This window comes from Microbacterium martis, assembly GCF_047246685.1.
In the GTDB taxonomy this organism is placed as follows: domain Bacteria; phylum Actinomycetota; class Actinomycetes; order Actinomycetales; family Microbacteriaceae; genus Microbacterium.
Map to the genome: position 1 here is coordinate 138,221 of NZ_JBFOKT010000004.1, position 23,981 is coordinate 162,201.

The 23,981-nt window shown below is 69.4% G+C and carries 21 protein-coding genes and 1 tRNA gene; 3 read left to right on the forward strand and 19 right to left on the reverse strand.

All coding sequences use genetic code 11. The features are described 5' to 3' along the window. Nucleotides 1-182: 182 nt before the first annotated feature. The 7 genes from AB3M90_RS15625 to AB3M90_RS15655 all read right to left on the reverse strand — a co-directional run bounded on the left by AB3M90_RS15625 (nucleotide 183) and on the right by AB3M90_RS15655 (nucleotide 6,860). A complete protein-coding gene (locus tag AB3M90_RS15625) occupies nucleotides 183-1,016 on the reverse strand; it encodes a DUF559 domain-containing protein (RefSeq protein WP_412953681.1) in 834 nt (277 codons plus the stop codon). A 241-nt stretch (nucleotides 1,017-1,257) separates the two neighbouring features. Further along, nucleotides 1,258-2,832 carry an FAD-dependent oxidoreductase gene (locus AB3M90_RS15630; RefSeq protein ID WP_412953683.1) on the reverse strand — a complete coding sequence of 525 codons (1,575 nt, stop codon included), beginning with the start codon at nucleotides 2,830-2,832 and terminating at the stop codon, nucleotides 1,258-1,260. Further along, on the reverse strand, nucleotides 2,829-3,734 hold the full coding sequence (locus AB3M90_RS15635; protein ID WP_412953685.1) for an FAD:protein FMN transferase: 906 nt from the start codon (nucleotides 3,732-3,734) through the stop codon (nucleotides 2,829-2,831). The genes AB3M90_RS15630 and AB3M90_RS15635 overlap by 4 nt, the downstream gene beginning before the upstream one ends. Before the next feature lie 15 nt (nucleotides 3,735-3,749). After that, on the reverse strand, nucleotides 3,750-4,223 hold the full coding sequence (locus AB3M90_RS15640) for an FMN-binding protein (protein ID WP_412953687.1): 474 nt from the start codon (nucleotides 4,221-4,223) through the stop codon (nucleotides 3,750-3,752). A 92-nt stretch (nucleotides 4,224-4,315) separates the two neighbouring features. After that, nucleotides 4,316-5,350, reverse strand: coding sequence for a ribose-phosphate diphosphokinase (locus tag AB3M90_RS15645; RefSeq protein ID WP_412953689.1), 1,035 nt, complete (start codon nucleotides 5,348-5,350; stop codon nucleotides 4,316-4,318). A 6-nt stretch (nucleotides 5,351-5,356) separates the two neighbouring features. Then, entirely contained in the window at nucleotides 5,357-6,787 is a 1,431-nt protein-coding gene (gene glmU, locus AB3M90_RS15650; RefSeq protein WP_412953691.1) for a bifunctional UDP-N-acetylglucosamine diphosphorylase/glucosamine-1-phosphate N-acetyltransferase GlmU, read from the reverse strand. 1 nt (nucleotide 6,788) lies between these two features. Next, nucleotides 6,789-6,860: transfer RNA gene (locus AB3M90_RS15655), tRNA-Gln, on the reverse strand. Between the two features lie 49 nt (nucleotides 6,861-6,909). Here AB3M90_RS15655 and AB3M90_RS15660 point away from each other — a divergent pair. From AB3M90_RS15660 to AB3M90_RS15670, 3 genes are read left to right on the forward strand one after another with little or no spacing between them, the layout of a single operon-like run. Continuing rightward, nucleotides 6,910-7,407, forward strand: a complete 498-nt coding sequence (locus tag AB3M90_RS15660) for a GNAT family N-acetyltransferase (RefSeq protein ID WP_412953693.1) — start codon at nucleotides 6,910-6,912, stop codon at nucleotides 7,405-7,407. A 7-nt stretch (nucleotides 7,408-7,414) separates the two neighbouring features. After that, a complete protein-coding gene (locus AB3M90_RS15665; RefSeq protein WP_412953694.1) occupies nucleotides 7,415-7,909 on the forward strand; it encodes a MarR family winged helix-turn-helix transcriptional regulator in 495 nt (164 codons plus the stop codon). A 31-nt stretch (nucleotides 7,910-7,940) separates the two neighbouring features. Continuing rightward, entirely contained in the window at nucleotides 7,941-8,867 is a 927-nt protein-coding gene (locus tag AB3M90_RS15670) for a pseudouridine synthase (protein ID WP_412953696.1), read from the forward strand. Between the two features lie 105 nt (nucleotides 8,868-8,972). Here AB3M90_RS15670 and AB3M90_RS15675 read toward each other — a convergent pair whose 3' ends face one another. The 12 genes from AB3M90_RS15675 to rsmA all read right to left on the reverse strand — a co-directional run bounded on the left by AB3M90_RS15675 (nucleotide 8,973) and on the right by rsmA (nucleotide 23,917). Further along, complete coding sequence (locus tag AB3M90_RS15675; protein ID WP_412953698.1) at nucleotides 8,973-9,632, reverse strand: methionine ABC transporter permease; 660 nt, start codon at nucleotides 9,630-9,632, stop codon at nucleotides 8,973-8,975. After that, nucleotides 9,632-10,675, reverse strand: a complete 1,044-nt coding sequence (locus tag AB3M90_RS15680) for a methionine ABC transporter ATP-binding protein (protein ID WP_412953700.1) — start codon at nucleotides 10,673-10,675, stop codon at nucleotides 9,632-9,634. The genes AB3M90_RS15675 and AB3M90_RS15680 overlap by 1 nt, the downstream gene beginning before the upstream one ends. A 96-nt stretch (nucleotides 10,676-10,771) precedes the next feature. Then, nucleotides 10,772-11,680 (reverse strand): MetQ/NlpA family ABC transporter substrate-binding protein, encoded by a 909-nt coding sequence (locus tag AB3M90_RS15685; protein ID WP_412953702.1) that lies wholly within the window; start codon nucleotides 11,678-11,680, stop codon nucleotides 10,772-10,774. 101 nt (nucleotides 11,681-11,781) lie between these two features. Beyond that, entirely contained in the window at nucleotides 11,782-13,536 is a 1,755-nt protein-coding gene (locus AB3M90_RS15690; RefSeq protein WP_412953704.1) for a Na+/H+ antiporter, read from the reverse strand. A 163-nt stretch (nucleotides 13,537-13,699) separates the two neighbouring features. Further along, nucleotides 13,700-15,526: an ABC-F family ATP-binding cassette domain-containing protein gene (locus AB3M90_RS15695; RefSeq protein ID WP_412953706.1), complete on the reverse strand. Its 1,827-nt coding sequence runs from the start codon at nucleotides 15,524-15,526 to the stop codon at nucleotides 13,700-13,702. A gap of 191 nt (nucleotides 15,527-15,717) precedes the next feature. Continuing rightward, nucleotides 15,718-16,839 carry a substrate-binding domain-containing protein gene (locus AB3M90_RS15700; protein ID WP_412953709.1) on the reverse strand — a complete coding sequence of 374 codons (1,122 nt, stop codon included), beginning with the start codon at nucleotides 16,837-16,839 and terminating at the stop codon, nucleotides 15,718-15,720. Nucleotides 16,840-16,897: 58 nt separating this feature from the next. Then, on the reverse strand, nucleotides 16,898-18,253 hold the full coding sequence (gene mmsB, locus AB3M90_RS15705) for a multiple monosaccharide ABC transporter permease (protein WP_412953711.1): 1,356 nt from the start codon (nucleotides 18,251-18,253) through the stop codon (nucleotides 16,898-16,900). Continuing rightward, complete coding sequence (mmsA, locus tag AB3M90_RS15710) at nucleotides 18,250-19,800, reverse strand: multiple monosaccharide ABC transporter ATP-binding protein (protein ID WP_412953892.1); 1,551 nt, start codon at nucleotides 19,798-19,800, stop codon at nucleotides 18,250-18,252. Before mmsA ends, mmsB begins: the two co-directional genes overlap by 4 nt. Nucleotides 19,801-19,927: 127 nt before the next feature. Then, nucleotides 19,928-20,941, reverse strand: coding sequence for a LacI family DNA-binding transcriptional regulator (locus AB3M90_RS15715; RefSeq protein WP_412953713.1), 1,014 nt, complete (start codon nucleotides 20,939-20,941; stop codon nucleotides 19,928-19,930). A 90-nt stretch (nucleotides 20,942-21,031) separates the two neighbouring features. Then, entirely contained in the window at nucleotides 21,032-21,964 is a 933-nt protein-coding gene (locus AB3M90_RS15720; RefSeq protein WP_412953715.1) for a 4-(cytidine 5'-diphospho)-2-C-methyl-D-erythritol kinase, read from the reverse strand. A gap of 7 nt (nucleotides 21,965-21,971) precedes the next feature. Continuing rightward, entirely contained in the window at nucleotides 21,972-23,039 is a 1,068-nt protein-coding gene (gene mgrA / locus AB3M90_RS15725; RefSeq protein WP_412953717.1) for an L-glyceraldehyde 3-phosphate reductase, read from the reverse strand. Next, nucleotides 23,036-23,917: a 16S rRNA (adenine(1518)-N(6)/adenine(1519)-N(6))-dimethyltransferase RsmA gene (gene rsmA / locus AB3M90_RS15730; RefSeq protein WP_412953719.1), complete on the reverse strand. Its 882-nt coding sequence runs from the start codon at nucleotides 23,915-23,917 to the stop codon at nucleotides 23,036-23,038. Before rsmA ends, mgrA begins: the two co-directional genes overlap by 4 nt. Nucleotides 23,918-23,981 lie beyond the last annotated feature (64 nt).

Genomic DNA, 23,981 nt, shown 5'->3' on the forward strand with positions numbered 1-23,981 from the left:
CCGCCGGACCGGTGGCGGGTCGGCGGGCCGGCGGGCCGGACAGGAGGCGGGTCGGCGGGCTCGCGGCTCGGCGGCGGTGTTACACCCGTCGGGCGAACGCACAGATGTCGGGAGATATCGGCCGTACAGCCCGGCATCCGGTCGATCACCCGACAGACGTGACGACACCCGACCCCCGCCGGTCAGTCTCGCTCGCGGAGCCGGACCACTGCGGCGATGACCGCGGCTTCGACCGAGGGCCAGGCGTGGATGATCTGCGCATAGTCGAATCTCAGCGTCTCGTAGCCGAGTGCGGAGGCGGCGGCATCCCGCACAAGATCCCGATGACGGTGACGTTCGTCGTCGTGATTCCCCCGGCCGTCCGCCTCGAGGATCAGGCGGTCCTCGATCACGAAGTCGACCCGGCCGACGGTGCGGATGACCACTTGGCACTCCATGCGGATGCCGCAGAGATGAAGTCGCAGCCGCAGGAGCGACTCCAGCCCGCTCGCGGCATCCGATCGGGCGAGATCGACGAGCCAGTGGGCGGCGATGGGCAGCCGGCGACGGATGCGTGCGCGCGCCGCGTGAGGGATCTTCCGTTGGGCGAGCGCCGACTCGAGCGCAGCGAAGAACATCTCATCGCCGGCGCAGAGGTAGACGTGCACGAGGGCGTCTTCGAGCGGGGCGAGGCCGAGTGCCGCCCGGCCCGCGAAGTAGTGGCTCACGCAGCGGCACTCGCTGTGATGGGAACGGCCGTGCCCGCCGAGCCACACGTGCGCATCCGTCGTCGTCTGCAGCGTCCAGACGCCGTGCAGCATCAGGGCCTGGGCGCAGGTGAGTGAGCCCCCGTGCTCGGCAGCGGCGACGACGGCCCGATCGGCGTCGTGCGTCGCGAAGACGCCCGGGCGTATCCGCACGATCTCGCCGGCCCGGACAGCACGGCTGAGGGAGGTGCGGCTGAACCCGTACTGCTGGAGCAGTGTTCCTCGTGCCACTCCACCGAGATGGGCGATGACGTGCGCTGCGGAGACCATCCGTCGATCCTGGTGCGCGACGCGATCCGGCAGCCCGATCGGGCGCCGTGTGGAGGAGAACCGCCGGCGCGGCTGGGTGTGCAGGGGAAGTGCGGCGACACACCTGTCGGGAGTCTGCACGGTTGTCGGGCGATATCGCCTGACGGGCCCTGCATCCGGGCGATCGCCCGACAGGTGTGCCCGTATGCCGGCAGAACAGCCGGCGGGCAGCCCCGCCCGCGGCGGGCAGCACGCCCGCCGGTCAGTAGCCGGCGAACGCGTCGGTGGTGAGGCTGCGGGCCTTCTGGAGGGCGGGGGCGAGGTCGGCGATGAGCCGCGGCGGACCCGAGATGAACGCGTGCCGCGCCGCGATGTCTCCCACCGCGCGCTCCAGCGTGTCGGCGTCGAGCCTGGAGCCCTGCGCCCACGTCCAGTGCGGCGGCAGGTCGGCGGGCTCATCCCGCGTGAAGACGACCGTGCGCACCCCGGTGGCGGCGAGCTCGTCGCGGAACGCGAGCTCGCCGGCATCGGACGCCACGTACACCAGCACTACGTCGCGTCGAAGCCCCGCCGCCTGCAGCTGCCGAAGCTGCGACACGAACGGGGTGACGCCGATGCCCGCAGCCACCATGAGGATCGGCGCGTCGCCGCGCGGCAGGATGAAGTCGCCCCACGTTCCCGTCACGGCGAGGGTCGCCCCGGGCTCGGCGGCGGCGAGTGCGCGCTTGTAGCTGGACGGATGCTTCTGATCGCCGTTCTTGTAGGCGATGCGCAGCGTCGGCAGGTCGGCGGGTGCCGAGACGATGCTGAACTCCCGCCTGGTGCCTCGCGCGTCGGGGCGATGGTGCGGCACGTCGAGCTCGAGGTACTGCCCCGGGAGGAACGTCAGCCGCCCCTTCGCGCGGAACGTCAGCTCCTGCGCGGTCGGCGTGACGAACTCCCGCCGCTCGAGCACGAGGCGCACCGATCCGCGCAGGGCGAAGGCGAACGCCACGAGGTTGCCGATGAGGAGCGCGCGCTCCTGGCCGAGCGTGAACAGCCCGCCGACCGAGATCGGCCAGCCCGCGAGCACGCCCACCACGGCCGCCACCACCAGCTGCTGACGGCGACGCGGCGGGAGCGTGAGCGGCTCGGACAGCATGAACGCGCCCAGGAAGAGGAACGGGGACTGCAGCGCGGCGAACTGCAGCGCGGTGAGAAGGTCGAATCCGACGTCGAACTGCTGCGCCTGCACGGCCTGCCGCACGATCGACACGGCGACGGCGACGACGAGGAAGACCGCCACGACGCGGATCTTCTCGGTGCGCCACAGCACGGCCAGGCCCAGGATCGCCACAGGGATCGTCATCACCGGCGTGCCGACCCACCACGACGACGAGGTGCCCAGCCACTCGAACGCGCCGAATGCGCCGAGGATCGACACCACCGCCGCGCCGAAGGCGGCGGGGTTGAGGATGTGGCGTCCCCGCCAGGCGATCAGATACTTCGACAGGCTGGCCAGTGCGCCGGCGAGCGCGAGGCCCGCGAGCGCGGCCGGCTCGATGCCCGGCCGCAGCACGAAGAGCAGGATCAGCGCGGTGACCAGCGACGACTCGATGCGCCACGGGAGCCGCAGGAGACGCTGGGCCGCGGCGTCGACGACCGAGATCACCACGGCGAGCACGACGAACGACACGACGAGTTCGAGGGGTGTCGGCGACACGATCACTCCGAAGAGCGACAGCACCAGGGCGATGACGGCGAGAGCGGCCAGCGCGAACATCACCATCCGGTACATCGACAGCGAACCGAGGACGGCGAGCACCCGCTGGCGCGCGGCGGCGAGAGACGAGATCACGTACCCACTCTTCCGTAATTCCGAACCGGTGGGCGCGCCGGGCGGCCGCCTCCCGCGACGAAGAGCTCCGCCGGGCACCCGGGCGACCTCTCCACGCGGCCGTCGGTCGTCATCCGCACCCACTCCACGCCCCAGTCGGCGGCGAGTCGCGGACCCCCGTCGAAGAAGAGCGCCGTCGCGACCGCATCCGCCCTCATCGCCTCGGGCGCGAACGCCCACGTCGCGGCCCACGTGCGAACGGGTGCACCGGTGCGGGCGTCGAGCACGTGGTGGAGCCCGTCGCCCCAGGCGCGGCGGTTGACCGCCGACGCGCACAGCGCCCCGTCTTCGACGGTGGCGACGCCGATCGCCTTCGCCGGGTCGTAGGGGTGCTCGAGTCCGATGCGGACGGCGGCGCCGCGGACCCGGATGTCGCCACCGGCATCGACGACGAGGGAGCCGGGGGTCGAGCCGAGCACGTCCATCACCCGATCGACCAGCCGCCCCTTGCCGAGGGCTCCGACGTCGAGCAGAGTCGGAGCGGATGCCGTCACGGCGGCATCCGTCCACGACACCCCCTCGCCCCAGAGGGCGGGGGCCGGAACGGGAGCACCCGCGACCAGGGAGTAGTCCGCGTCGTATCCGAGCGCGTCGAGGCTGCGGGCCACGAGCGGATTCACCGCTCCGTCGGTCGCCGCCGACAGCGCGGCGAAGGCGTCGAGCATCGCCCCGGTGTCGGCCGACACCAGCGTGCCGCTCTCGCGGCCGAGGCGACTGACGCCCGAGTCGGGACGGAACCTCGACCATTCCCGATCGAACCGCTCGACCTCGGCTGCGACGGACTCGCGCTCCGACGCGCCGAGGACGCCCGTCGTCTCGATCTCCCAGCGGGTGCCGATCGCGTCGAACCGCCAGTTCGCCATACCCCGACCGGACGCCTATCCGGCGGCCTGCTCCTTGATCTGCTCCACGGCGTCGTTGAAGCCGCCGCTGGTGAGCGACGAGCCGGCGACGCGGCTCACGTTCAGCTCGTCGAGCGCCTTGCCCTCGACGACCTCTCCGATGCCGTCGATGAACTCGCCCTGGTAGCGCTCGGTCTCGGGTGCCTGCGGGTCTCCGGTGACCTCGACGTCGGAGACCACGCCGTCGGAGAGGGTCAGCGTCACCGAGATCTTCTCGACGGTCTCGGGTGTCTGATACGAGCCCTCGGCGGTGTATGTGCCGTCGGCGTAGTCACCCGCGGAATCGCCGCCCGACTCCGAGCCCGTACCCGTGTCGGCGCCCGTGTCGGCGCCATTCGAGGGATCCTTGCCGTCGGCGGGCGTGGAGCAGCCCGCGAGGAGGAGGAGCCCCGCGACGCCGACGAGGGCGGCTCCCTTGTGGACAGAGGTCGGAACGGTCGTGCGGATCATGATGGTCCTCCCGGCTCGGTGTCTGGCGACTGCATGTCGCTGAATCGACCGTAGGGACCGCGGCTATGCGCGGGCTGTGCTCCGGCTCTGCGCTACGCGTCGCCGCCGAACATGCTCGTGACCGAGCCGTCTTCGAAGACCTCGTGAACGGCGCGGGCGAGGAGCGGCGCGATCGGCAGGATCGTGAGCCGGTCCCAGCGGCGCGACTCGGTGAGCGGGATGGTGTCGGTCACGACGACCTCGTCGATCGATGCGTCCTGCAGGCGCTCGGATGCCGGGTCGCTGAAGATCGCGTGCGTCGCCGCGACGATCACGCGATGGGCGCCGTTGGCCTTGAGCGCCTGCGCCGCCTTGACGATGGTGCCGCCGGTGTCGATCATGTCGTCGACCAGCAGGCACGTGCGTCCCTCGACGGCACCGACGATCTCGTGCACCGAGACCTGGTTGGCGACCTTCGGGTCGCGCCGCTTGTGGATGATGGCCAGCGGCGCTCCCAGGCTGTCCGACCAGGTGTCGGCGACGCGCACGCGCCCCATGTCGGGCGAGACGACGGTGAGGATCTCGCGGTCCTCGGGACTCAGCGTGCGCTGGAAGTGCTCGAGCAGCACGGGCTTGGCGAACAGGTGGTCGACGGGGCCGTCGAAGAAGCCCTGGATCTGCGCGGCGTGCAGGTCGACGCTCATCACGCGGTCGGCGCCCGCCGTCTTGAGGAGGTCGGCCACGAGGCGGGCGCTGATCGGCTCACGCCCGCGGCCCTTCTTGTCCTGGCGGGAGTACGGATAGTACGGCGCGACGACGGTGATGCGCTTGGCCGACGCCCGCTTCGCGGCGTCGATCATGATCAGCGTCTCCATGAGCCATTCGTTGACCGGCTCGCCGAAGGTCTGGATGAGGAAGAGGTCGCAGCCGCGGATCGACACCTCGAACCGCGCGTAGATCTCGCCCGAGGCGAAGGTGCGGTGCTCGGTGGGGGCGATCTCGGTGCCGAGGGCGGAGGCGACGGCGGCGGTCAACTCGGGGTGCGAACGGCCCCCGGCGATGACCAGGCGCTTCTTGGTCTTGGCGACCAGCCCGGGGGCGATCCCGTTGTCGCGATCGAGGTCGACCGTCTTCTTCTTGCGCGCCATGTCCGCCTATTCCGCCGAATTCTCGCGGGACGCGGCATCCGCCGCTCCCGTGCCTGCTCTGTTCTTCTCGACCCACCCCTCAATGTTGCGCTGGGGGGCGACGCTCATGGCCAGGGCGCCGGCGGGAACGTCCTTGCGGACGACGGCGCCTGCACCGGTCTTCGCACCGGCTCCCAGCCTAACGGGCGCGACCAGCACGGTGTGCGAGCCGGTGTGCACCTCGTCGCCGATCTCGGTGCGGTGCTTGTTGACGTCGTCGTAGTTCGCGGTGATGGTGCTCGCCCCGAGGTTCACGCCGCGCCCGATCGTGGCATCGCCGACGTACGACAGGTGCGGCACCTTGCTGCCCTCGCCGATCTCGGCGTTCTTCGTCTCGACGTAGGCGCCGATCTTGCCCTTCGCTCCCAGGACCGTTCCCGGGCGCAGGTACGAGAACGGACCGACGGTCGCTCCGGCGCCGATCACGGCGAGCGTGGCGTCGGTCCGGCGGACGACGGCGTCCTCCCCGACCTCGCAGTCGACGAGGGTCGTGTCGGGACCCACCGTGGCGCCCGACGCGACGGTGGTGGCGCGCAGCAGATGGGTGTTCGGGTGGATCGTCACGTCGGGGGCGAGCGTCGCGTCGTCGTCGATCCATGTCGTCGCGGGGTCGATGACCGTGACGCCCTCGAGCTGCCAGCGCCGCACGATCCGGGCGTTCAGCAGCCGCCCGACCTCGGCCAGCTGGGCGCGGTCGTTCACGCCGAAGGTCACCGAGACGTCGGAGACGACGGATGCCGCGACGCGATCGCCGTCGCGGCGCAGCAGACCGGGCACGTCGGTCAGGTACATCTCGCCCTGCGCGTTCGCGACCCCCACCTCGGGCAGATAGGTGCGCAGGGTCGCGGCCCGGAAGACGTACATGCCGGCGTTGATCTCGCGGGTCGCCGCCTCCTCCTCGGTGGCGTCCTTCTGCTCGACGATGCGGTCGACGCCGCCCTCGTCGTCGCGGATGACGCGTCCGTATCCGGTCGGGTCGTCGACGACGGCCGTCATGAGCGTGGCCGGCGCACCCGATGCGCGGTGCTCGGCGACGAACGCGGACAACGTGTCGGCGTCGGCGAGAGGGCAGTCGCCCGACAGCACGAGCACGTCGCCGTCGAAATCGCCCGGCAACGCCTCGACCGCCACCTGGACCGCGCGACCGGTGCCGGGCACATCGTCCTGGTCGACGAAGACGGCATCCGGGTAATCGCCGGAGAGCGCCGAGACGACCTGCTCGCGCTCGTGCCGCACGACCACCTCGATGTGCTGCGCCGACAGTCGCGACGCGGTGGTGAGGACATGCCCGACGAGCGGGCGCCCGGCGATCGGATGCAGCACCTTCGGCAGTCGCGACTTCATGCGCGTGCCCTGACCGGCGGCGAGGATGATGATCGCGAGGTTGTTCTCTGTCATGCTCCGCCGCCAGGACTCGAACCTAGACCTCACAGCTCCAAAGGCTGTCGTGCTGCCATTACACCACGGCGGACCGCGGCGTCCGTGAGGACACCGCCCGTCAAGTCTGCCACGCTGTCGAGATGAGCATCGTCATCGAGCAGGTCGTCGCCGCGACACCGCTTCTCGCCGCGTTCCTCCAGGCGCATCACGACGACATGGAGCCCACGGCGCCGCCCGAGAGCCGGCACGCCCTGCCGTTCGACCGCCTGCTGGCGCCGGGCGTGCGTCTGTTCGCCGCCGAGGCCGACGGCCGCCCGATCGCGACCGGAGCGCTGGCCGCGATCGACGAGGGGCACGAGGAGCTCAAGTCGATGCGCACCGACCCCGCGATGCGCGGTCGCGGGGTCGGCCGGGCCATGCTCGACTTCCTGCTGACGGATGCCGCGGCCCGCGGCATCCGTCGCATCTCGCTGGAGACCGGGAGCATGGACTTCTTCCTCCCCGCGCGTGCCCTCTACGCGAGCGCCGGGTTCGTCGAGTGCGAACCGTTCGGCCACTACCGTCCCGATCCGCTCAGCACCTTCATGACCCTGGAGCTGTCGGCCGCGGCCGGAGCGACCGGGGTCGGCACGGGATAATGATCGGATGAGCGAAGCGGATGAGGTCGATCGGATCGTCGGCGCGTGGAACACCCAGCGACCGGATCTCGACTTCTCCCCTCTCGAAGTGCTGTCGCGGATGGATCGCCTGTCGCGGCACCTGGACCGCGCCCGTCGCGACGTGTTCCGCCGCAGCGACCTGGAGGCGTGGGAGTGGGACGTGCTCTCGGCGCTGCGCCGCGCCGGCGCGCCCTTCCAGCTCTCCCCCAAGCAGCTGCTGCAGCAGACCCTGGTCTCGAGCGGCACGATGACGAACCGGATCGATCGCCTCGTCGCGCGTCGCCTCGTGCGCCGGGAGGCCGACCCCGGCGACGGCCGGAGCGTGCTGGTCACGCTGACCGACACCGGGCGCACCCGGGTGGATGCCGCGATCACCCGACTCGTCGACGTCGAGGCCGACCTGTTGAGCGCCCTGTCGCGGAGCGACCGCGACCGGCTGGCGGGGCTGCTGCGCAAGCTCAGCCTGAGCTTCGACACGTGAGCGCGCGGTGCGTGCGGGCGGGGTGGCGCTGATGGCCATGGCCTCGCCGCTCCCCGTGCGCGACGGCGTGGGGGCCACCCGCCTCCACCTGCCCTCGAGCGGTCCGTGGCCGACGATCGCGGCGTACATGGTGGAGCGCTTCGCGCATCTCGACCCCGAACGCCTGCGCCAGCGCTTCGACCGCGGCGAGATCGTCGCCCGCGACGGGTCGGCGGTCGCGCGCGACGCCCCCCTCGGTGCGGAGGAGTTCATCTGGTACTACCGCGAACCGCCGCAGGAGACGCCGATCCCGTTCGACATCGAGGTGCTGCACCACGACGATCATCTCGTCGTGATCGACAAGCCGCACTTCCTCCCCACGACCCCCGGTGGGAAGTTCGTGCAGAACTCCGCTCTGGTGCGGCTGCGCAACCTCGTGGACAACCCCGACCTCGCACCGATCCACCGCCTCGACCGGGCGACGGCCGGCCTGCTGATGTTCTCGACGCGACCCGCGACCCGCGGCGCCTACCAGCTGCTGTTCCAGAACCGGACGGTGGAGAAGGTGTACGAGGCGGTGTCGCCCCGACCGTCGACGTGGGACTCGACCGCGTTCCCCCTCGTGTACCGCACTCACATCGAGAAGCGCCGGGGCGAGGTGACCGTGCAGGTCGACGATCACAGGGAGCCCAACTCCGAGACGCTCATCGAGCTGCTCGCCGCCGACGAGCGCGTCGTGCACACCCTGCTGCGGCCGCACAGCGGGAAGATGCATCAGCTGCGCGTGCATCTCGCGGCCGTCGGCCTCGGCATCCTCCACGACGGGTTCTACCCGGTTCTGCAGCCCGAGGCGCCCGACGATCACACCCGACCGCTGCAGCTGCTGGCCCGCGAGCTGCGCTTCGTCGATCCGCTCAGCGGCGAGGACCGTGTGTTCACGACGCGACGCACACTGGCCGAGAGGCCTCCGGGCCCCTGAGCCTGTCGAAGGGCCCCTGAGCCTGTCGATCTCTGGGTCCCTGAGCCTGTCGATCTCTGGGTCCCTGAGCCTGTCGATCTCTGGGTCCCTGAGCCTGTCGAAGGGTCAGCGGCGCATGATCCTGCGGGCCAGGCGGGCACCCAGCAGCTGCACCAGATGCACGAACACGACGATGAGCACGATCGCGACCCACATCACGATGGGCTCGAACTGCCGGAAGCCGTAGATCTGCGCGAAGGCGCCGAGTCCGCCGCCGCCGATGAGACCGGCCATCGCCGTCATGTCGATGAGAGCGACGACGATGAACGTGTACCCGAGGATGAGCGGACCGAGCGACTCCGGGATGGCCACCGTGAAGAGGATGCGCCAGGGACCCGCACCCATCGCGCGTGCGGCTTCGATCACTCCTGGCGACACCGACACGAGATGCTGCTCGACGATGCGGCCGATCGCGAACGCCGCGGCGAGGCCGATGAGGAAGGCTCCGGCGGTGGTGCCGATGCCCGAGCCGACGACGGCTCGCGCGAACGGCTGCGCCACGGCGACGAACAGCACGAACGGGATCGGGCGGAAGAAGTTGACCGCGAGGTTCGCCACCGCCGACACGGCGGCGTTCTGCAGCAGGCCTCCGGGACGCGTGACGTAGAGCACGATGCCGATGGCCAGGCCCAGGATGCCGCCCAGCACGAGGGCGAACGAGGTCATGTACAGCGTCTCGAGCGCGGCGGTCCAGAACTCGGGCCACAGTTCGTTCAGGCGATCCATCAGCGAGCCTCCTCTAGAGCGATCTCGGTCACGTCGACGCGGTCGCCGATCGCCGACAGAGCACGGTCGATCGCCGACTCCTCGCCGCGGATGGCGAGGGTGAGGTGGCCGAAGGCGCGGCCGCGGATGTCGTTGATGCCGCCGTAGACGAGCTCGAAATCGAGGCCGGCTCCGGCGAGATCGAGGAACACCTGCGCCTGCGACGAGTCGCCGTCGCGGAACGAGAAGGTGACCAGACGCCCCCGGTGGCGCTCGCGCAGCACGGCGAGCTCGGCGGGCGAGGGGACGCCCTTGACCACGGTGCCGACGAACCGCTGGGATGCCGGGTTCTGCGGAGCCGAGAAGACATCGAACACGTCGCCCTGCTCGATCACCCTACCGGCCTCCATCACGGCGACCTTCGTGGCGATGGTCTGGATGACGTCCATCTCGTGCGTGATGACGACGATCGTCACGCCCTGCTCCTCGTTGACGCGCTTGAGCAGATCGAGCACCTCGTGCGTGGTCTGCGGATCGAGCGCGCTCGTGGCCTCGTCGGCGAGGAGGATGGCCGGCTTCGTCGCGAGCGCACGGGCGATGCCGACGCGCTGCTTCTGGCCGCCGGACAGCTGCTCGGGGAACGCCTTGGCCTTGTCGGAGAGTCCGACGAAGCGGAGCAGCTCCTCGACGCGCGCCTCGGTGTCGGCCTTCGACCAGCCGGCGAGCTTCAGCGGGTAGGCGATGTTCGCCCTCACGCTGCGGGAGGCGAACAGGTTGAACTGCTGGAAGATCATGCCGATGCCGCCGCGCACCCGACGCAGCTCGCTCTCCTTGAGAGCCGTGATGTCGGTGCCGTCGACGGTGATGGTGCCGCTCGTCGCGGGCTCCAGGGCGTTGATCAGGCGGACGAGCGTCGACTTGCCCGCACCGGAGTAGCCGATGATGCCGAAGACGTCGCCCTTATCGATCGAGAGGGAGACGTCGTCGACGGCCACGATCTCGGCGTCGCCGCGGGTGCGAGACGCATACGTCTTGGTGACGTTCGTCAGCGTGACGATGGGCATGGGCTGCTCCGGTCTGGTTCTCGGCGGAAAGGAGAATCGGGCGACGCGATCGCGTCACCCGATTCTCTCGCACCGGCGGGGATGACCCCGCCGCGCTCACTGGTTGTCTTCGGTGTCCTTCTCGACCGTGGCGAGCGAGTCGACGAGGTCTTCGACCGGCGTGCGGAGCGGCACCGCGGTGTCGCCCGACGACTCGAGCAGACCCGCCTGCACGTCCTCGTTCGTCTGGAAGATCTCCACGAGCTTGAGGTACGTCTCGTTTTCGGCGTCGTCGGCGCGCGCCGCGAAGATGTTCACGTACGGCAGGGCGTTGGGGTCTTCCGGATCGTCCTGCGCGATCGCGTCGTCGAAGGTCAGACCGGCGTCCTCGACGAAGTCGTTGTTGATGATGGCGGCGGCGACGTCGGGCAGTGAGGTGGGTGTGAGCGCGGCTTCGAGTGCCGTGACCTTGACCTTGGACTTGCCGGTGTCGATGTCGGCGATGTCGGAGAAGATCGTGCCGCCGCTCTTGAGCTCGATGAGACCGGCCGACTGCAGCACGAGCAGGGCGCGTGCCTGGTTCGACGCGTCATCGGGAACGGCGACGGTCTCGCCCTCGGGGATGTCGTCGACGTCGTCGTATTTCTGCGAGTACAGGCCGAGCGGGTAGATCGCGGTCGAGCCGACGGGCGTGAGGTCGGAGCCCGACGCGACGTTGTACTGCGCGAGGTAGACGATGTGCTGGAACTGATTGAGGTCGACCTCGCCCTCGGTGAGCGCCGGGTTCGGCTGCTCGTACGATCCGAAGTCGACCAGCTCGACGGTGATGCCCTCCTCGGCGGCGGCCTCGACGAACGGCTCCCACTGCGCATCGCCCTTGCCGACGACGCCGATCTTCACGACCTCGTCCCCGCCGGAGTCACCGCCGGAGCCGGCATCCGACGAGCCGGTGGCGCACCCGGCGAGGGCGACGAAGAGCGGGACCGCGGCGAGCGCGGCGAGGACAGACGTTGTGCGTCGAGACATGCGAAGGGTTTCCTCTCTGGGGGGACCTGAATACGTTAGGCAGGCTCGCGAGAGCGCGCGGAATCGCGCCGTCACACGGCGTCACAGCCGTTTTGATGGACTCAGTCGAACTCTTCGATGCCCTGGAGACGCACCTGTTCGAGGTCGAGCCGGGCCGAGATGCGACGCACGACCACGTCGTCCACCGTGCCTCGGCCGCGGAGCCCGAGCAGCACCTCGCGCTTGCGATCGATGAGGGCGAGCTTGAGCCGCGTGTGCTCCTCGTGCCGCACCAGGGGGGACCGCTGGGCGAGGTCGACATCGGTCGACGTCGCGAGCATCTGCAGCATCGGACCGTCACCCGTGTCGCCGTCTGCCCGGGGCACGGTGGGCAGGTCGGCGCTGCTCGGTTCGGTGCCGGCGCCGAGCGGATCCGGTTCGTCGAGCATCTCATCCAGGGCGTCGGCGGCCTCGTCGACGAGTGCCTGCTCCCGGGCGAGCGTTCGCGCGTTCGCGTACTCGAGCATCTGGTAGCCCTCGGCGCGCACGCGGTCGCGCACCTCCTGCCCGATGCCGTGCTCTGCGGCGAGGTCGTCGATCGCCGCGAGCGCGGCTCCGGAGATGGCGCGCTCGGCGAGCTCGTACTCCTCGTCCTCGGCGTGATCGACCGGGAACCGTGCCCAGCGCACCAGAGCCGGCAGGAACGGCGCCTGCCCGAGAAGGCTGAGCAGGATCACGCCGGCGGTCACGAACACGATCTCGTCGCGCCCCGCGGCGATGCCCCCGCCGGGAACCGAGGCGGGCACGGAGAGCGCGATGGCGAGCGACACCGCTCCGCGCATCCCGGCGACGGTCGAGACGGCTCGCGCGCGCGCCCGCGCTCCGCGAGGAGGTGGCGTCGCCGGTCGCCGCTGGAAGGGCGCGTTCATCAGCTGGAAGAGGTAGCGAACGACGAGCAGGGTGACCCAGACGGCGAGCGCGATGAGCACGAGGCGACCGATCGCCGCCCCCGAGACCTCATGCACGACGTACTGGACCTCGAGGCCGATCAGCACGAACAGCGCGCCGTTGAGCAGGAAGACGCCGAACGGCCACGCGGCATCCGCCTGGCGCCGCGACGATGCGGTCGTGACCCGCGGCGAGACGTAGGCGACGATGAGTCCGGCGACGACGACGGCGAGCACACCGGACGCGTGCACGAGCTCCGCCACGAGGAACGCCGAGAACGGCACGAGCAGCAGCGTCACGTTGATGACGATGGTGCGGGCCGTGCGACGCAGCAGCAGGTACGCGACCGCCGCGACGGCGACTCCCGCGAGGATGCCGCCGACGTACGACATGGCGACCTCACCCGTGACCGAGAGCGGGGTGACCTGGCCGCCCACAGCGAGCGACACCGCGATCGCGTACAGCACGAGCGCCGTGCCGTCGTTCGTGAGGCTCTCGGCCTTCAGCTTCATGAACATCCGCTGCGGGAGCAGGCGGCCGAGGGCTGCGACCGCCGTGGCGTCGGGCGGGGCCACGGCGGCTCCGAGGATGAGCGCGATCTCCCACGGCATTCCGAACAGCACGCCGACGCCGGCCACGGCGAACGCGGACGCCACGACCAGCAGCGTGCTCATCGGCAGGATGTAGCGGAAGTCGCGGCGGATCGACCGCAGCGAGGTGGTCAGGCTCTCCCAGAACAGGATGACCGGCAGGAACAGCAGCAGCACCGTCTCCGGCGGCAGCTGCACTTCGCGGAGCTCGGGCACGAAGCCGAGGAGCAGACCGAAGATGACGAGGACGAGGGGCAGGGCGAGACGCACGCGCGGGGCGATCAGGGTTCCGACGAGAATCGTGAGTCCGAGCAGGACGGTTACTTCGAGGCCTTCCATCCCTACCTCCCAACAGCGCTGAGTGAAGGATATTCCTCCGCGGGCACGAACGGTCAGGTTCCGCGCATCCGCATCGAGAAGACTGGTCGCCGACCACCGTCCGATCGTCGCGGTCATCGCCCGCCGTGAGGGGTCGCGCGCCTCCGTCGCCGACGCTGCGCGTTCAGCCGATCTGCTCGGAGAGCTCGAACCAGCGCAGCTCGAGCTCCTCGATCTCGCCCTCCTGCGCGGTGATCGCCTTCATCTTCTCCCCCAGGCCCGCGTAGTCGGACTGATCGTGCTCGGCGAGGGCGTGCTTGGCGGCATCCACCTGCTGCGTCAGCTTCTGGATGCGGCGCTCGAGAGCGGCGACCTCCTTCTGCGCGGTGCGCAGGGCGGCACCGTCGAGGCCCTTCGCGGTGACGGCGGGTGTCGGCGCGGCGGATGCGTCGGGGGCGGCATCCTGCAGCTGACGCAGACGCAGATACTCGTCGACGCCGCCGGGCAGGTGCCGCAGGCGCCCGTCGAGGATCGCGTACTGCTGGTCGGTGACCCGCTCGAGGAAGTACCGGTCGTGCGAGACGACCAGGAGCGTGCCCGACCACGTGTCCAGAAGATCCTCGATGGCTGCGAGCATGTCGGTGTCGAGGTCGTTGGTGGGCTCGTCGAGGATCAGCACGTTCGGCTGGTCGAGCAGCACGAGCAGCAGCTGCAGGCGGCGCTGCTGGCCTCCGGAGAGGTCCTTGACCGGGGTCGAGAGCTGCGCCGAGTCGAAGCCGAGGCGCTCCAGCAGCTGACCGGGCGTGAGCTCCTGCTGCTTGGCCTGAGTTCCTGAGCCTGTCGAAGGGCCCATCGTGTACGAGGTTCGAAGGCCCGAGACGACGACGCGGACGGGGTCGTTCCGGTACGGCTCGAGTTCGTCGAGGCGCTGGGTGAGGGTCTGCACCTTCACCGTCTTGCCGCGCTTGACCCGTCCGACGGTCGGCTCGACGGTGCCCGAGATGAGACCGAGGAGGGTGGACTTGCCGGCGCCGTTCACCCCGAGGATGCCGGTGCGCTCCCCCGGCGCGATGCGCCACTCGACATCGCGGAGGACGGTCTTCTCGCCGGCCTCGGCCGTCGGATACGTCACGCTCACATCGAGCAGGTCGACGACGTCCTTGCCGAGGCGGGAGACCGCCAGCGACTGCAGCGAGACCTTGTCGCGTATCTCGGGAACGTCGGCGATCAGCTCGTTCGCCGCGTCGATGCGGAACTTCGGCTTGGCGGTGCGGGCGGGTGCGCCTCGGCGGAGCCAGGCGAGCTCCTTCCGGGCGAGGTTCTGGCGCTTCGCCTCGGTGGCGGCGGCCATGCGGTCGCGTTCGACGCGCTGCAGGATGTAGGCCGCATACCCGCCCTCGAAGGGCTCGACGATGCGGTCGTGCACCTCCCAGGTCTCGGTGCAGACCTCGTCGAGGAACCACCGGTCGTGGGTGACGACCAGGAGCGCCCCGGAGTTCGCCGACCAGCGCTTCTTGAGGTGCCCGGCCAGCCAGGTGATGGCCTCGACGTCGAGGTGGTTGGTGGGCTCGTCGAGGGCGATGACGTCCCAGTCGCCGACGAGCAGCTTCGCCAGCGACACACGGCGCCGCTGGCCTCCGCTGAGCGACCCGATCTCGGCCTCCCACGGCAGGTCGCTCAGCAGCCCCTCGATCACGTCGCGGGTACGGGCGTCGCCCGCCCACTCGTACTCGGGGGTGTCGCCCACCACGGCCTCCCCGATCGTCAGGTCGTCGGCGAGGCTGTCCGCCTGGTCCAGGACGCCGATGCGGGTGCCGCCGCGCACGGTCACGCGTCCGGCGTTCGGTTCCGTGATGCCCGCGAGCATCCTGAGGAGGCTCGACTTGCCGTCGCCGTTGCGACCGACGATGCCGATGCGGTCGCCCTCCTCGATCCCGAGGGTCACGGAGTCGAAGACGACCCTGGTCGGAAATTCGAGATGCAGGCCCTCGGCCCCGAGAAGATGTGCCATGTCGCCTTCCAGGGTAGTCGCGGCTGCGGAGGGCACGGTGCCGCCATGGGCGGGTTCTCGGCGATGGGCGGATGCTCGCGGCGCCGGAGTCCTCCCCATGCGGAGTTCTCCTCCCATCGCCATCGGGTCCCGCACGCGAGCGAGCCGCCCGCCCCCGAAGGGACGGACGGCTCGCGTGATGAGTGCGCTGCTTACTCGTAGGACTTCACGATCTCCAGGAGGTTCGGGACGTTGGCGTAGGCCTCGGCCGCGTTCTCCTTGGTGACGATGACCGGGTCGAGCAAGTACGCCGGAACGATCTTCGATCCGTTGTCGTACGACTCGGTGTCGTTGACGTCGACCTCTTCGCCCTTCTGCAGCTGCTGGACCATCTTGATCGCCTGCTCGACGAGCAGCGTGGTGTCCTTGTTGATGGTGGAGTACTGGATGCCCTCCATGATCGACTTCACCGACTCGACCTCGGAGTCCTGGCCGGTGACGACCGGGACCGGCTTGCCGGCCTGCTGCACCGAGGTGATGATGGCGCGTGCCAGCGTGTCGTTCGGCGACAGCACACCGTCGAGCACCGTGTCACCGCTGTACGAGCCGGTCAGGATGGTGTCCATGCGGTTCTGCGCGTTCTCGGCGAGCCAGCCCTCGGTCGCGGTCTGGGCGATCTCGGTCTGACCCGAGACGACCTTCAGCGTGCCGTCGTCGATCTTCGGCTGCAGCACCTCCATGGCGCCGTCGAAGAAGACCGCCGAGTTCGCGTCGTCCGGCGAGCCCGAGAAGAGCTCGATGTTGTACGGAGCCTCGTGGCCGGCACGCTCGGCGAGACCGTCGAGCAGGGCCTGGCCCTGCAGGTTGCCGACCTTGAAGTTGTCGAACGCGGCGTAGTAGTCGACCGCGTCGGTGTTCTCGATCAGACGGTCGTACGCGATCACGGTCGCGCCGGCGTCGTGAGCCGCCTGCACCTGCGTCGCCAGCTGCTTGCCGTCCTTGGCACCGATGATGATGACCTTGGCGCCGTTCGTGACCATCGCCTGGATCTGGTTCTGCTGCTCGGCGACCGTGTTCGACGCCGGAGCGTACTGCACGTCGGCCTTGAAGCCGGCCTCGGCCAGACCGTCCTCGAACAGCTTGCCCGCGAGGACCCAGTTCTCCGACGTCTTGTCCGGAAGCGCGACGCCGATCGTGGCGTCGGCGGCGAAGCCCTTCGAGGACTCCTCCTCCGATCCCGAGCCGGTGTCGCCACCCCGCTCCGACGAGCAGCCGGTGAGGGCGAGGGCGCCCACGGCGACGAGCGCTGTCGCCGTCAGAAGAATCTTCTTCATGTGATCTCTTTCTCTGGTGTGTGAAGGTCGTCTCACGCGTGCGAACGCGATGCGACCCCTACTGTCCGCTCGTCTTGTCGACGGGTGGGGCTTGGTAGGTCTTGTTGGGCTCGAAGGTCTGCAGCGCAGGATCCTCCTTGCGGCCGAACCGGCGGGTCATGAAGCCGATCAGCGAGGGGCGGCCCTGCTGCTTGTTCCAGACGTCGATGCCCACTGCGAACAGGAGCACGACGCCCTTGACCATCGAGACGACGTCGGCGCCCTGGCCGAGCAGCGCGAGTCCGTTGTTGAGGAACGCCATCACCAGACCACCGATGATCGATCCGATCACGGTGCCGATGCCGCCGGCGACCGCGGCGCCACCGATGAAGACCGAGGCGATGGCGTCGAGCTCCCAGCCGGTGCCGTCGTTCGGGCCCGAGGCCTGGGAGCGGGCGACGAAGATCATGCCGGCGAGTGCTGCCAGCACGGACATGTTCATCATCACGAAGAAGTCGACCCAGCGATCCTTGACACCCGACAGGCGCGCGGCCTGCCGGTTGCCGCCGACCGCGTAGATGTGGCGACCGAACACGGTGTTGCTCGTGATGAAGGTATAGATGATGACGAGCGCGAGCAGGATCAGGCCGGGAACAGGGAAGCTCGTGCCGGGCCGGCCGGTCGCGAACATCCAGGCAGCGACGAGCACGACGATCGAAAGCAGCACGACCTTCGTGACGCTCACCCAGAGGGGTGCGCGGTCCGAGCCCATCTTGCGCTGCACACGACGGGTGCGGATCTCCCAGAAGACGAGCCAGGCGACGGCGGCCAGGGCGAGGAGCATGGTCGGGATGTTGAACGGCAGCGGGAGGCCGATCTCCGGCAGGTAGCCCGTTCCGATGATCTGGAAGCCCTTGGGCACCGGGATGGTCTGCGCGTCGCCGATCCACTGCTGCATGCCGCGGAAGAGCAGCATGCCGGCCAGCGTCACGATGAAGGCGGGCACGCCGACGTAGGCGACCCAGAACCCCTGCCAGGCGCCCACGGCGGCACCCACGCCCAGACCGAGCAGGATCGCGAGCGGCCAGGGGAGGTTCCACTCCGCCATGGACTTCGCGACGATGATGCCGGTGAGCGCGGCGACCGACCCGACCGAGAGGTCGATGTGGCCCATGATGATCACCATCACCATGCCGATGGCCAGGATCAGGATGAACGAGTACTGGTTGATGACGTTGATCAGGTTGCCCGATGTGAGCGTCGCGCCGCTCGGGCCGTTGCGCAGCAGCGTCAGGATCTCGAACAGCACGATGATGACGATGAGGCTGCCGAGGATGCCGAACTGACGCAGCGTCGATGTGCCGCCGCCGCCGAACATCTTCGTGATGTCCTTGAAGTGGAATCCGCTCTTGGCGGGGGTGGATTCGGTGGTCATGCGGATGCTTTCTGGGTCGCGGAGGTCATGCTGCGCATGAGGGCCTCGGGTGTCGCCTGATCGGCCGGGATGCAGTCGGTGACCCGACCTTCGAAGACGGTGTAGATGCGATCCGAGATGCCCAGCAGCTCCGGCAGTTCGCTGGAGATCACGATGACGCCCTTGCCCTGTGCGGCGAGCTGGTTGATGATCGCGTAGATCTCGTACTTGGCGCCGACGTCGATCCCACGGGTCGGCTCGTCGAGGATCAGCAGGTCTGGGTCGGTGAACATCCACTTCGCCAGCACGACCTTCTGCTGGTTGCCGCCGGAGAGCTTCCCGACGCCCTCCTCGACCGACGGCGTCTTGATGCGCAGGGCCTTGCGGTAGTCGTCGGCGACGGAGAACTCCTCACGCGCATCGACGACGCCGTTGTGCGAGATCTTCGAGAGCTTCGCCGAGACGACCGAGCGCTTGATGGTGTCGAGCAGATTGAGGCCGAGCACCTTGCGGTCCTCGCTCACATAGGCGAGGCCGTGCCGGATCGCTGAGGCGACATCGGGCAGCACGACCTCCTGGCCGTCCTTCATCATGGTGCCCGAGAGGTACGTGCCGTAGGAGCGGCCGAAGATGCTCATCGCGAACTCGGTGCGCCCCGCGCCCATGAGCCCGGCGATGCCGACGACCTCGCCGCGGCGCACGTTCAGGTTCGAGCCCTTGACGACCATGCGCTCGGTGACCGTCGGATGCTGCACCCACCAGTCCTTGACCTCGAAGAAGACCTCGCCGATGTCGGGGGTGCGGTCGGGATAGCGACTCTCCAGCGACCGGCCGACCATGCCGCGGATGATGCGATCCTCGTTGATCTCGCCGCGCGAGATGTCGAGCGTCTCGACGGTGCGGCCGTCGCGGATGATCGTGATCTCGTCGGCGATCTGCTCGATCTCGTTCAGCTTGTGGCTGATCATGATCGACGCGATGCCCTTGGCCTTGAGTCCGAGGATCAGATCGAGCAGGTGCTGCGAGTCGTTCTCATTGAGCGCGGCGGTCGGCTCGTCGAGGATGAGCAGCCGGACGTCCTTGTTGAGCGCCTTGGCGATCTCGATGAGCTGCTGCTTGCCCACACCGAGCGTCTTGATCGCCACGTCGGGGTCTTCGTTCAGGCCCACGCGGGCGAGCAGCTCGGTCGCCCGCTGCTTCTGCGCCTGCCAGTCGATCCGGCCGAAGCGGCGGATCTCGTTGCCCAGGAAGATGTTCTCGGTGATCGACAGCTCGGGGATGAGGGCGAGCTCCTGGTGGATGATCGCGATGCCGGCCTGCTCGCTCGCGACGATGTCCTTGAAGCGCTGCTCCTCGCCGTAGAGCAGGATCTCGCCGTCGTAGCTCCCGTAGGGGTACACCCCGGAGAGGACCTTCATGAGAGTCGACTTGCCGGCGCCGTTCTCGCCGCAGATGGCGTGGATCTCGGCGGCCCGGACGGTGATCGAGACGTCGGCGAGAGCCTTGACCCCCGGGAACTCCTTGGTGATGTTCCGCATCTCCAGGATGGGGCCTGACACTGTCGGCATCGTTGCTGTGGTGCTCACGAATCTTTCCTTGCGGACGTGCGGTCACCTTCGATGTGACCGTTCACATTGGATTACATCGTCCCCGCCGGACGCACCTGTGTCAAGTCCGGGCGCGGATTTCGTGTCGCTACCGTGATGCGGCAGACTCGCGCGCACGCAGCAGCGTCTTCAGCGGACCGAACTCCGGGACCTCCTCGCCCCGGATCTGCGCGAGCAGGATCCGCACCGCCCGGCGGCCGAGCTCCGGGAAGTCCTGATGCACCGTGCTGAGGGTGGGGGCCACGTGCGCCGCCACGGGGATATCGTCGAAGCCGATGACGCTGACGTCGTGCGGCACGCGGACGCCCGCGTCGCGGAAGCCGTGCATCAGGCCGATCGCCATGAGGTCGTTGGCGGCGAACACGGCGGTGAAGTCGCGGCGCCTCGACAGTTCCTGACCCGCGAAATAGCCGAAATCGGCCGTCCAATCGCCGCGGATCGGCGGGAACGTCGGCAGGTCGGCCTCGCGCAGACCGTCGAGATATCCGCGCATGCGCGATTCCGCCTCGATCCAGTCCTGCGGTCCGGCGAGGTGGAGGATGTCGCTGTGGCCGAGGGAGATCAGGTGCTCGGTCGCCGCCCGCGCTCCCGCGACCTGGTCGGCGGAGAGACTCACCCCGTCCGATCCCGACGCGGTCTGCAGGTTGACGAACGGCATGTCCAGCGACATCCCCCGCAGCACGTGGAACACCCGGACCTGCGGCGCGAGCACCACGATGCCGTCGACCTGCTCCCTGGCCAGCTGGCGGACGGCGTTGCCGATGGCCTCGGGCGTCGTCGCCGGCAGGTTCAGCGTCGACACCGAGTAGCCCTCCTCCCGCGCGGCATCCTCGATCCCGGCGATCGACGCGGTCGGGCCGAACTCGCCGATCGTCGCCGAGAGGATGCCCAGCATGTTCGACCTGCTGGTCACGAGGGCGCGCGCCGCGAGATTCGGACGGTAGTCGAGCACCGAGATGGCGTCGAGGACCTTCGCCTTGGTCTCAGGGCGGATGCTGGGATGGTCGTTCAGCACGCGCGAGACGGTCTGGTGCGAGACCCCGGCCAGGCGCGCGACGTCGCGGATGCTGGGCATACGGGCGCGCTCGGAGGCGTTGGACATCACAGCCTCCTCGCATGTGCACGGTCACATCGGTCATCTCATTATGTATGCCGAACAGCATCCGTGCATCCGCGGAGGGACGCGCAGGCGTCAGGAGATGATGCGGGCGCCCGGAACCGGCCCGTGCACGTGGAGCGGGTCGAGGCCGGCGTCGCGCAGGACGGACTGCACATCCTGCGCGCCCTCCGGCCCCGTGCACAGCAGGGCGACGGTCGGGCCGGATCCCGAGACGATCCCGGCGAGGGCGCCCGCGTCGACTCCCTGCCGGATCGCCGCGTCGAGATCGGGTCGCTCGTAGACCGCCGCCTCCTGCAGATCGTTGAGCAGGGTCATGGCGAGCTGCGCAGCGTCGCCGGAGCGGAGCGCCTGGAGCACCGGGATCGGAACGTCGAGCGACAGGGGCGGGTCGTCGGCGAGGGCGCCCCGCTGTTCGCGGAGCCGGTCGAGCCGGTCGTACACCACGGGGGTCGAAAGACCCTCCTCGCTCGTCACGAGGACCCAGTCGAGCCGGCCCCGGGCGAGAGCCGGATTGAGCTGGTCGCCGCGTCCCGTGCCGACCGCCGTGCCGCCGTGCAGCGCGAAGGGGACGTCGGCGCCCAGTCGCGCGGCCAGATCGTGGAGGCGCGCGGGTGAGAGCCCGGTGCCCCACAGCGCGTCGCACGCCACGAGCGCGGCCGCGGCATCCGCCGATCCGCCGCCCATCCCGCCGGCCACGGGCACGTTCTTGCGGATCTCGAGCGCGACTCCCCCGTCGTACTCCGTCGCGGCGGCGAGCAGCTTCGCCGCCCGCATGGCGAGGTTGCGGTCGTCGAGGGGGACCGATCCGACGTCGTCGACGCCGCTGACCGTGATCGAGAAGTCGTCCGCATGCCGCGCGATCACGTCTTCGTAGAGCGAGACCGCCTGGAACACGGTCGCCAGGGCGTGATAGCCGTCGTCATGCCGCCCGCCGACACCGAGATAGACGTTGATCTTCCCCGGTGCGCGCACGTGCACGGTTCCGGCGGACGCGGCGAGGCTCATGGTCGGGTCACACGTCCGACGAGTTCGCCCACAGGTTCACGTCGATGGATCCGGCGAGCTCGTCGATGCGCGCGAGCTCGTCGTCGCTGAAGGCGGGGCCGTTCACCGCGGCGATGTTCTCGTCGAGCTGCTCCGGACGGGACGCGCCGATCAGCGCCGAGGCGACCACGGGACTGCGCAGCGTCCACTGCAGGGCGAGCTGGGCGAGCGACTGCCCGCGCCCCCGGGCGATCTCGTTCAACGACCGCAGGGTGTCGAGCGCCTCGTCGCTGAGGCGGCCGTCGGGCAGCGAGCCTCGCTTCTGAGCACGCTCCGCGGTGCCGTCGCCGAGGTACTTGTCGGTGAGCAGTCCCTGCGCCAGCGGTGTGAAGGCGATCGCCCCGAGCCCCGACGACTCCAGCGTCTCGGTGAGTCCGTCCTCGATCCAGCGGTTCAGGATCGAGTACGAGGGCTGGTGGATGACCAGGGGCGTGCCCAGCTCCCGGGCGACCGCCACCGCCTCGGCGGTCCGCTCGGCACCGTACGACGAGATGCCGACGTAGAGCGCCTTGCCCTGCCGCACGAGGGTGTCGAGCGCCGCGACCGTCTCGGCGACCGGGGTGACCGGATCGGCACGGTGCGAGTAGAAGATGTCGACGTGATCGAGCCCCATGCGGGTGAGCGACTGCTCGGCGCTGGCCAGGATGTACTTCCGACTGGCGAAGTCGCCGTACGGCCCCGGCCACATGTCCCACCCGGCCTTCGAAGAGATGATCAGCTCGTCGCGGTAGGGGCGGAAGTCCTCGGCGAAGATGCGGCCGAAGTTCTTCTCGGCCGACCCGTAGGGCGGGCCGTAGTTGTTGGCCAGATCGAAGTGGGTGATGCCGCGGTCGAACGCATGCCGCAGCAGCGCGCGCTGGTTGTCGAGCGGGATGTTGTCGCCGAAGTTCCACCACAGTCCCAGCGAGATCGGCGGCAGGTACAGGCCCGAGGTGCCGACCTGGCGGTAGTCGAACTGTTCGTACCTGCTCTCGTCGGCCGTGTACGGTCGGTGCAGCTCGGGAACATCGGGGCGGAAGCGCGGGGAGTCGGTCACCGTGACAGATTAGCCCCTGAGGCCACATCGTCGATCGCGGTTGCGTGCTGAGCGATGCGCTGATAGTCGTCGACCGTGAGATCCTCGCCCCGCGACGTCGGCGCGACGCCGGCGGCGGTCAGGACCTCGGATGCCGCGGCGGAACCGCCGAACATGCCCGACAGCGCCTGCCGCAGCATCTTGCGGCGCTGGTTGAAGGCGGCATCCACGATCCGGAAGGTCCGCTTCCGCTCGTCCTCACCGCCGCGCTCCCCTTCCGACCGATCGAAGCCGACCAGCAGGCTGTCGACGTTCGGGACAGGCCAGAACACCTGACGCGAGACGTTCCCGGTGAGCCGCCACTCGCCGTACCAGGCCGCCTTCACGCTCGGCGAGCCGTAGATCTTCGAGCCAGGGCGGGCCGCGAGCCGCTCGGCCACCTCGGCCTGCACCATCACGACGCCCCGCTTCAGATACGGAAAGCTCTCGAGGAAGTGCAGCAGCACGGGAACGGAGACGTTGTACGGCAGGTTCGCGACGAGCACCGTGGGCTCGCCCGGCAACTCGGTGATGCGCAGCGCGTCGGCGTCGACGACGGTCAAGCGGCCGGCCGGCACGCCGTGCTCCGTCGCCGTCTGCTCGAGCCGCGCCGCCAGGCGGTGGTCGATCTCGACGGCGGTGACCGACGCTCCCGCTTCGAGGATCGCCAGCGTGAGCGAGCCGAGCCCCGGTCCGACCTCGACCACGCGCTCTCCGGGTCGCACCCCCGCGGCCTGCACGATCTTGCGAACCGTGTTGGCGTCGACGACGAAGTTCTGGCCGAGCTTCTTCGTCGGGGTCACATCGAGCTCGGCGGCGAGGCGGCGGATCTCGGTGGCGCCGAGCAGCGTGACGGTCATGGCTCCATTCTCTCCCACACCCCTCGGGCCGCCGTTATTGACAGTTTTTCTTTTCCATTGCATC

Excerpts from the sequence above, each read along its gene's own strand:
- AB3M90_RS15635 (WP_412953685.1), bottom strand. The coding sequence starts at position 3,734 with ATGGCGAACTGGCGGTTCGACGCGATCGGCACCCGCTGGGAGATCGAG.
- AB3M90_RS15720 (WP_412953715.1), bottom strand. The coding sequence starts at position 21,964 with ATGAGCCTCGCCGCGTCCGCCGGAACCGTGCACGTGCGCGCACCGGGG.
- rsmA (WP_412953719.1), bottom strand. The coding sequence starts at position 23,917 with ATGACCGTCACGCTGCTCGGCGCCACCGAGATCCGCCGCCTCGCCGCC.
- AB3M90_RS15715 (WP_412953713.1), bottom strand. The coding sequence starts at position 20,941 with ATGTCCAACGCCTCCGAGCGCGCCCGTATGCCCAGCATCCGCGACGTC.
- AB3M90_RS15695 (WP_412953706.1), bottom strand. The coding sequence starts at position 15,526 with ATGGCACATCTTCTCGGGGCCGAGGGCCTGCATCTCGAATTTCCGACC.
- AB3M90_RS15680 (WP_412953700.1), bottom strand. The coding sequence starts at position 10,675 with ATGCCCATCGTCACGCTGACGAACGTCACCAAGACGTATGCGTCTCGC.
- mmsA (WP_412953892.1), bottom strand. The coding sequence starts at position 19,800 with ATGCCGACAGTGTCAGGCCCCATCCTGGAGATGCGGAACATCACCAAG.
- mmsB (WP_412953711.1), bottom strand. The coding sequence starts at position 18,253 with ATGACCACCGAATCCACCCCCGCCAAGAGCGGATTCCACTTCAAGGAC.
- AB3M90_RS15675 (WP_412953698.1), bottom strand. The coding sequence starts at position 9,632 with ATGGATCGCCTGAACGAACTGTGGCCCGAGTTCTGGACCGCCGCGCTC.
- AB3M90_RS15640 (WP_412953687.1), bottom strand. The coding sequence starts at position 4,223 with ATGATCCGCACGACCGTTCCGACCTCTGTCCACAAGGGAGCCGCCCTC.
- AB3M90_RS15670 (WP_412953696.1), top strand. The coding sequence starts at position 7,941 with ATGGCCATGGCCTCGCCGCTCCCCGTGCGCGACGGCGTGGGGGCCACC.
- AB3M90_RS15700 (WP_412953709.1), bottom strand. The coding sequence starts at position 16,839 with ATGAAGAAGATTCTTCTGACGGCGACAGCGCTCGTCGCCGTGGGCGCC.
- AB3M90_RS15665 (WP_412953694.1), top strand. The coding sequence starts at position 7,415 with ATGAGCGAAGCGGATGAGGTCGATCGGATCGTCGGCGCGTGGAACACC.
- AB3M90_RS15685 (WP_412953702.1), bottom strand. The coding sequence starts at position 11,680 with ATGTCTCGACGCACAACGTCTGTCCTCGCCGCGCTCGCCGCGGTCCCG.
- AB3M90_RS15690 (WP_412953704.1), bottom strand. The coding sequence starts at position 13,536 with ATGGAAGGCCTCGAAGTAACCGTCCTGCTCGGACTCACGATTCTCGTC.
- AB3M90_RS15660 (WP_412953693.1), top strand. The coding sequence starts at position 6,910 with ATGAGCATCGTCATCGAGCAGGTCGTCGCCGCGACACCGCTTCTCGCC.
- AB3M90_RS15645 (WP_412953689.1), bottom strand. The coding sequence starts at position 5,350 with ATGGCGCGCAAGAAGAAGACGGTCGACCTCGATCGCGACAACGGGATC.
- AB3M90_RS15625 (WP_412953681.1), bottom strand. The coding sequence starts at position 1,016 with ATGGTCTCCGCAGCGCACGTCATCGCCCATCTCGGTGGAGTGGCACGA.
- glmU (WP_412953691.1), bottom strand. The coding sequence starts at position 6,787 with ATGACAGAGAACAACCTCGCGATCATCATCCTCGCCGCCGGTCAGGGC.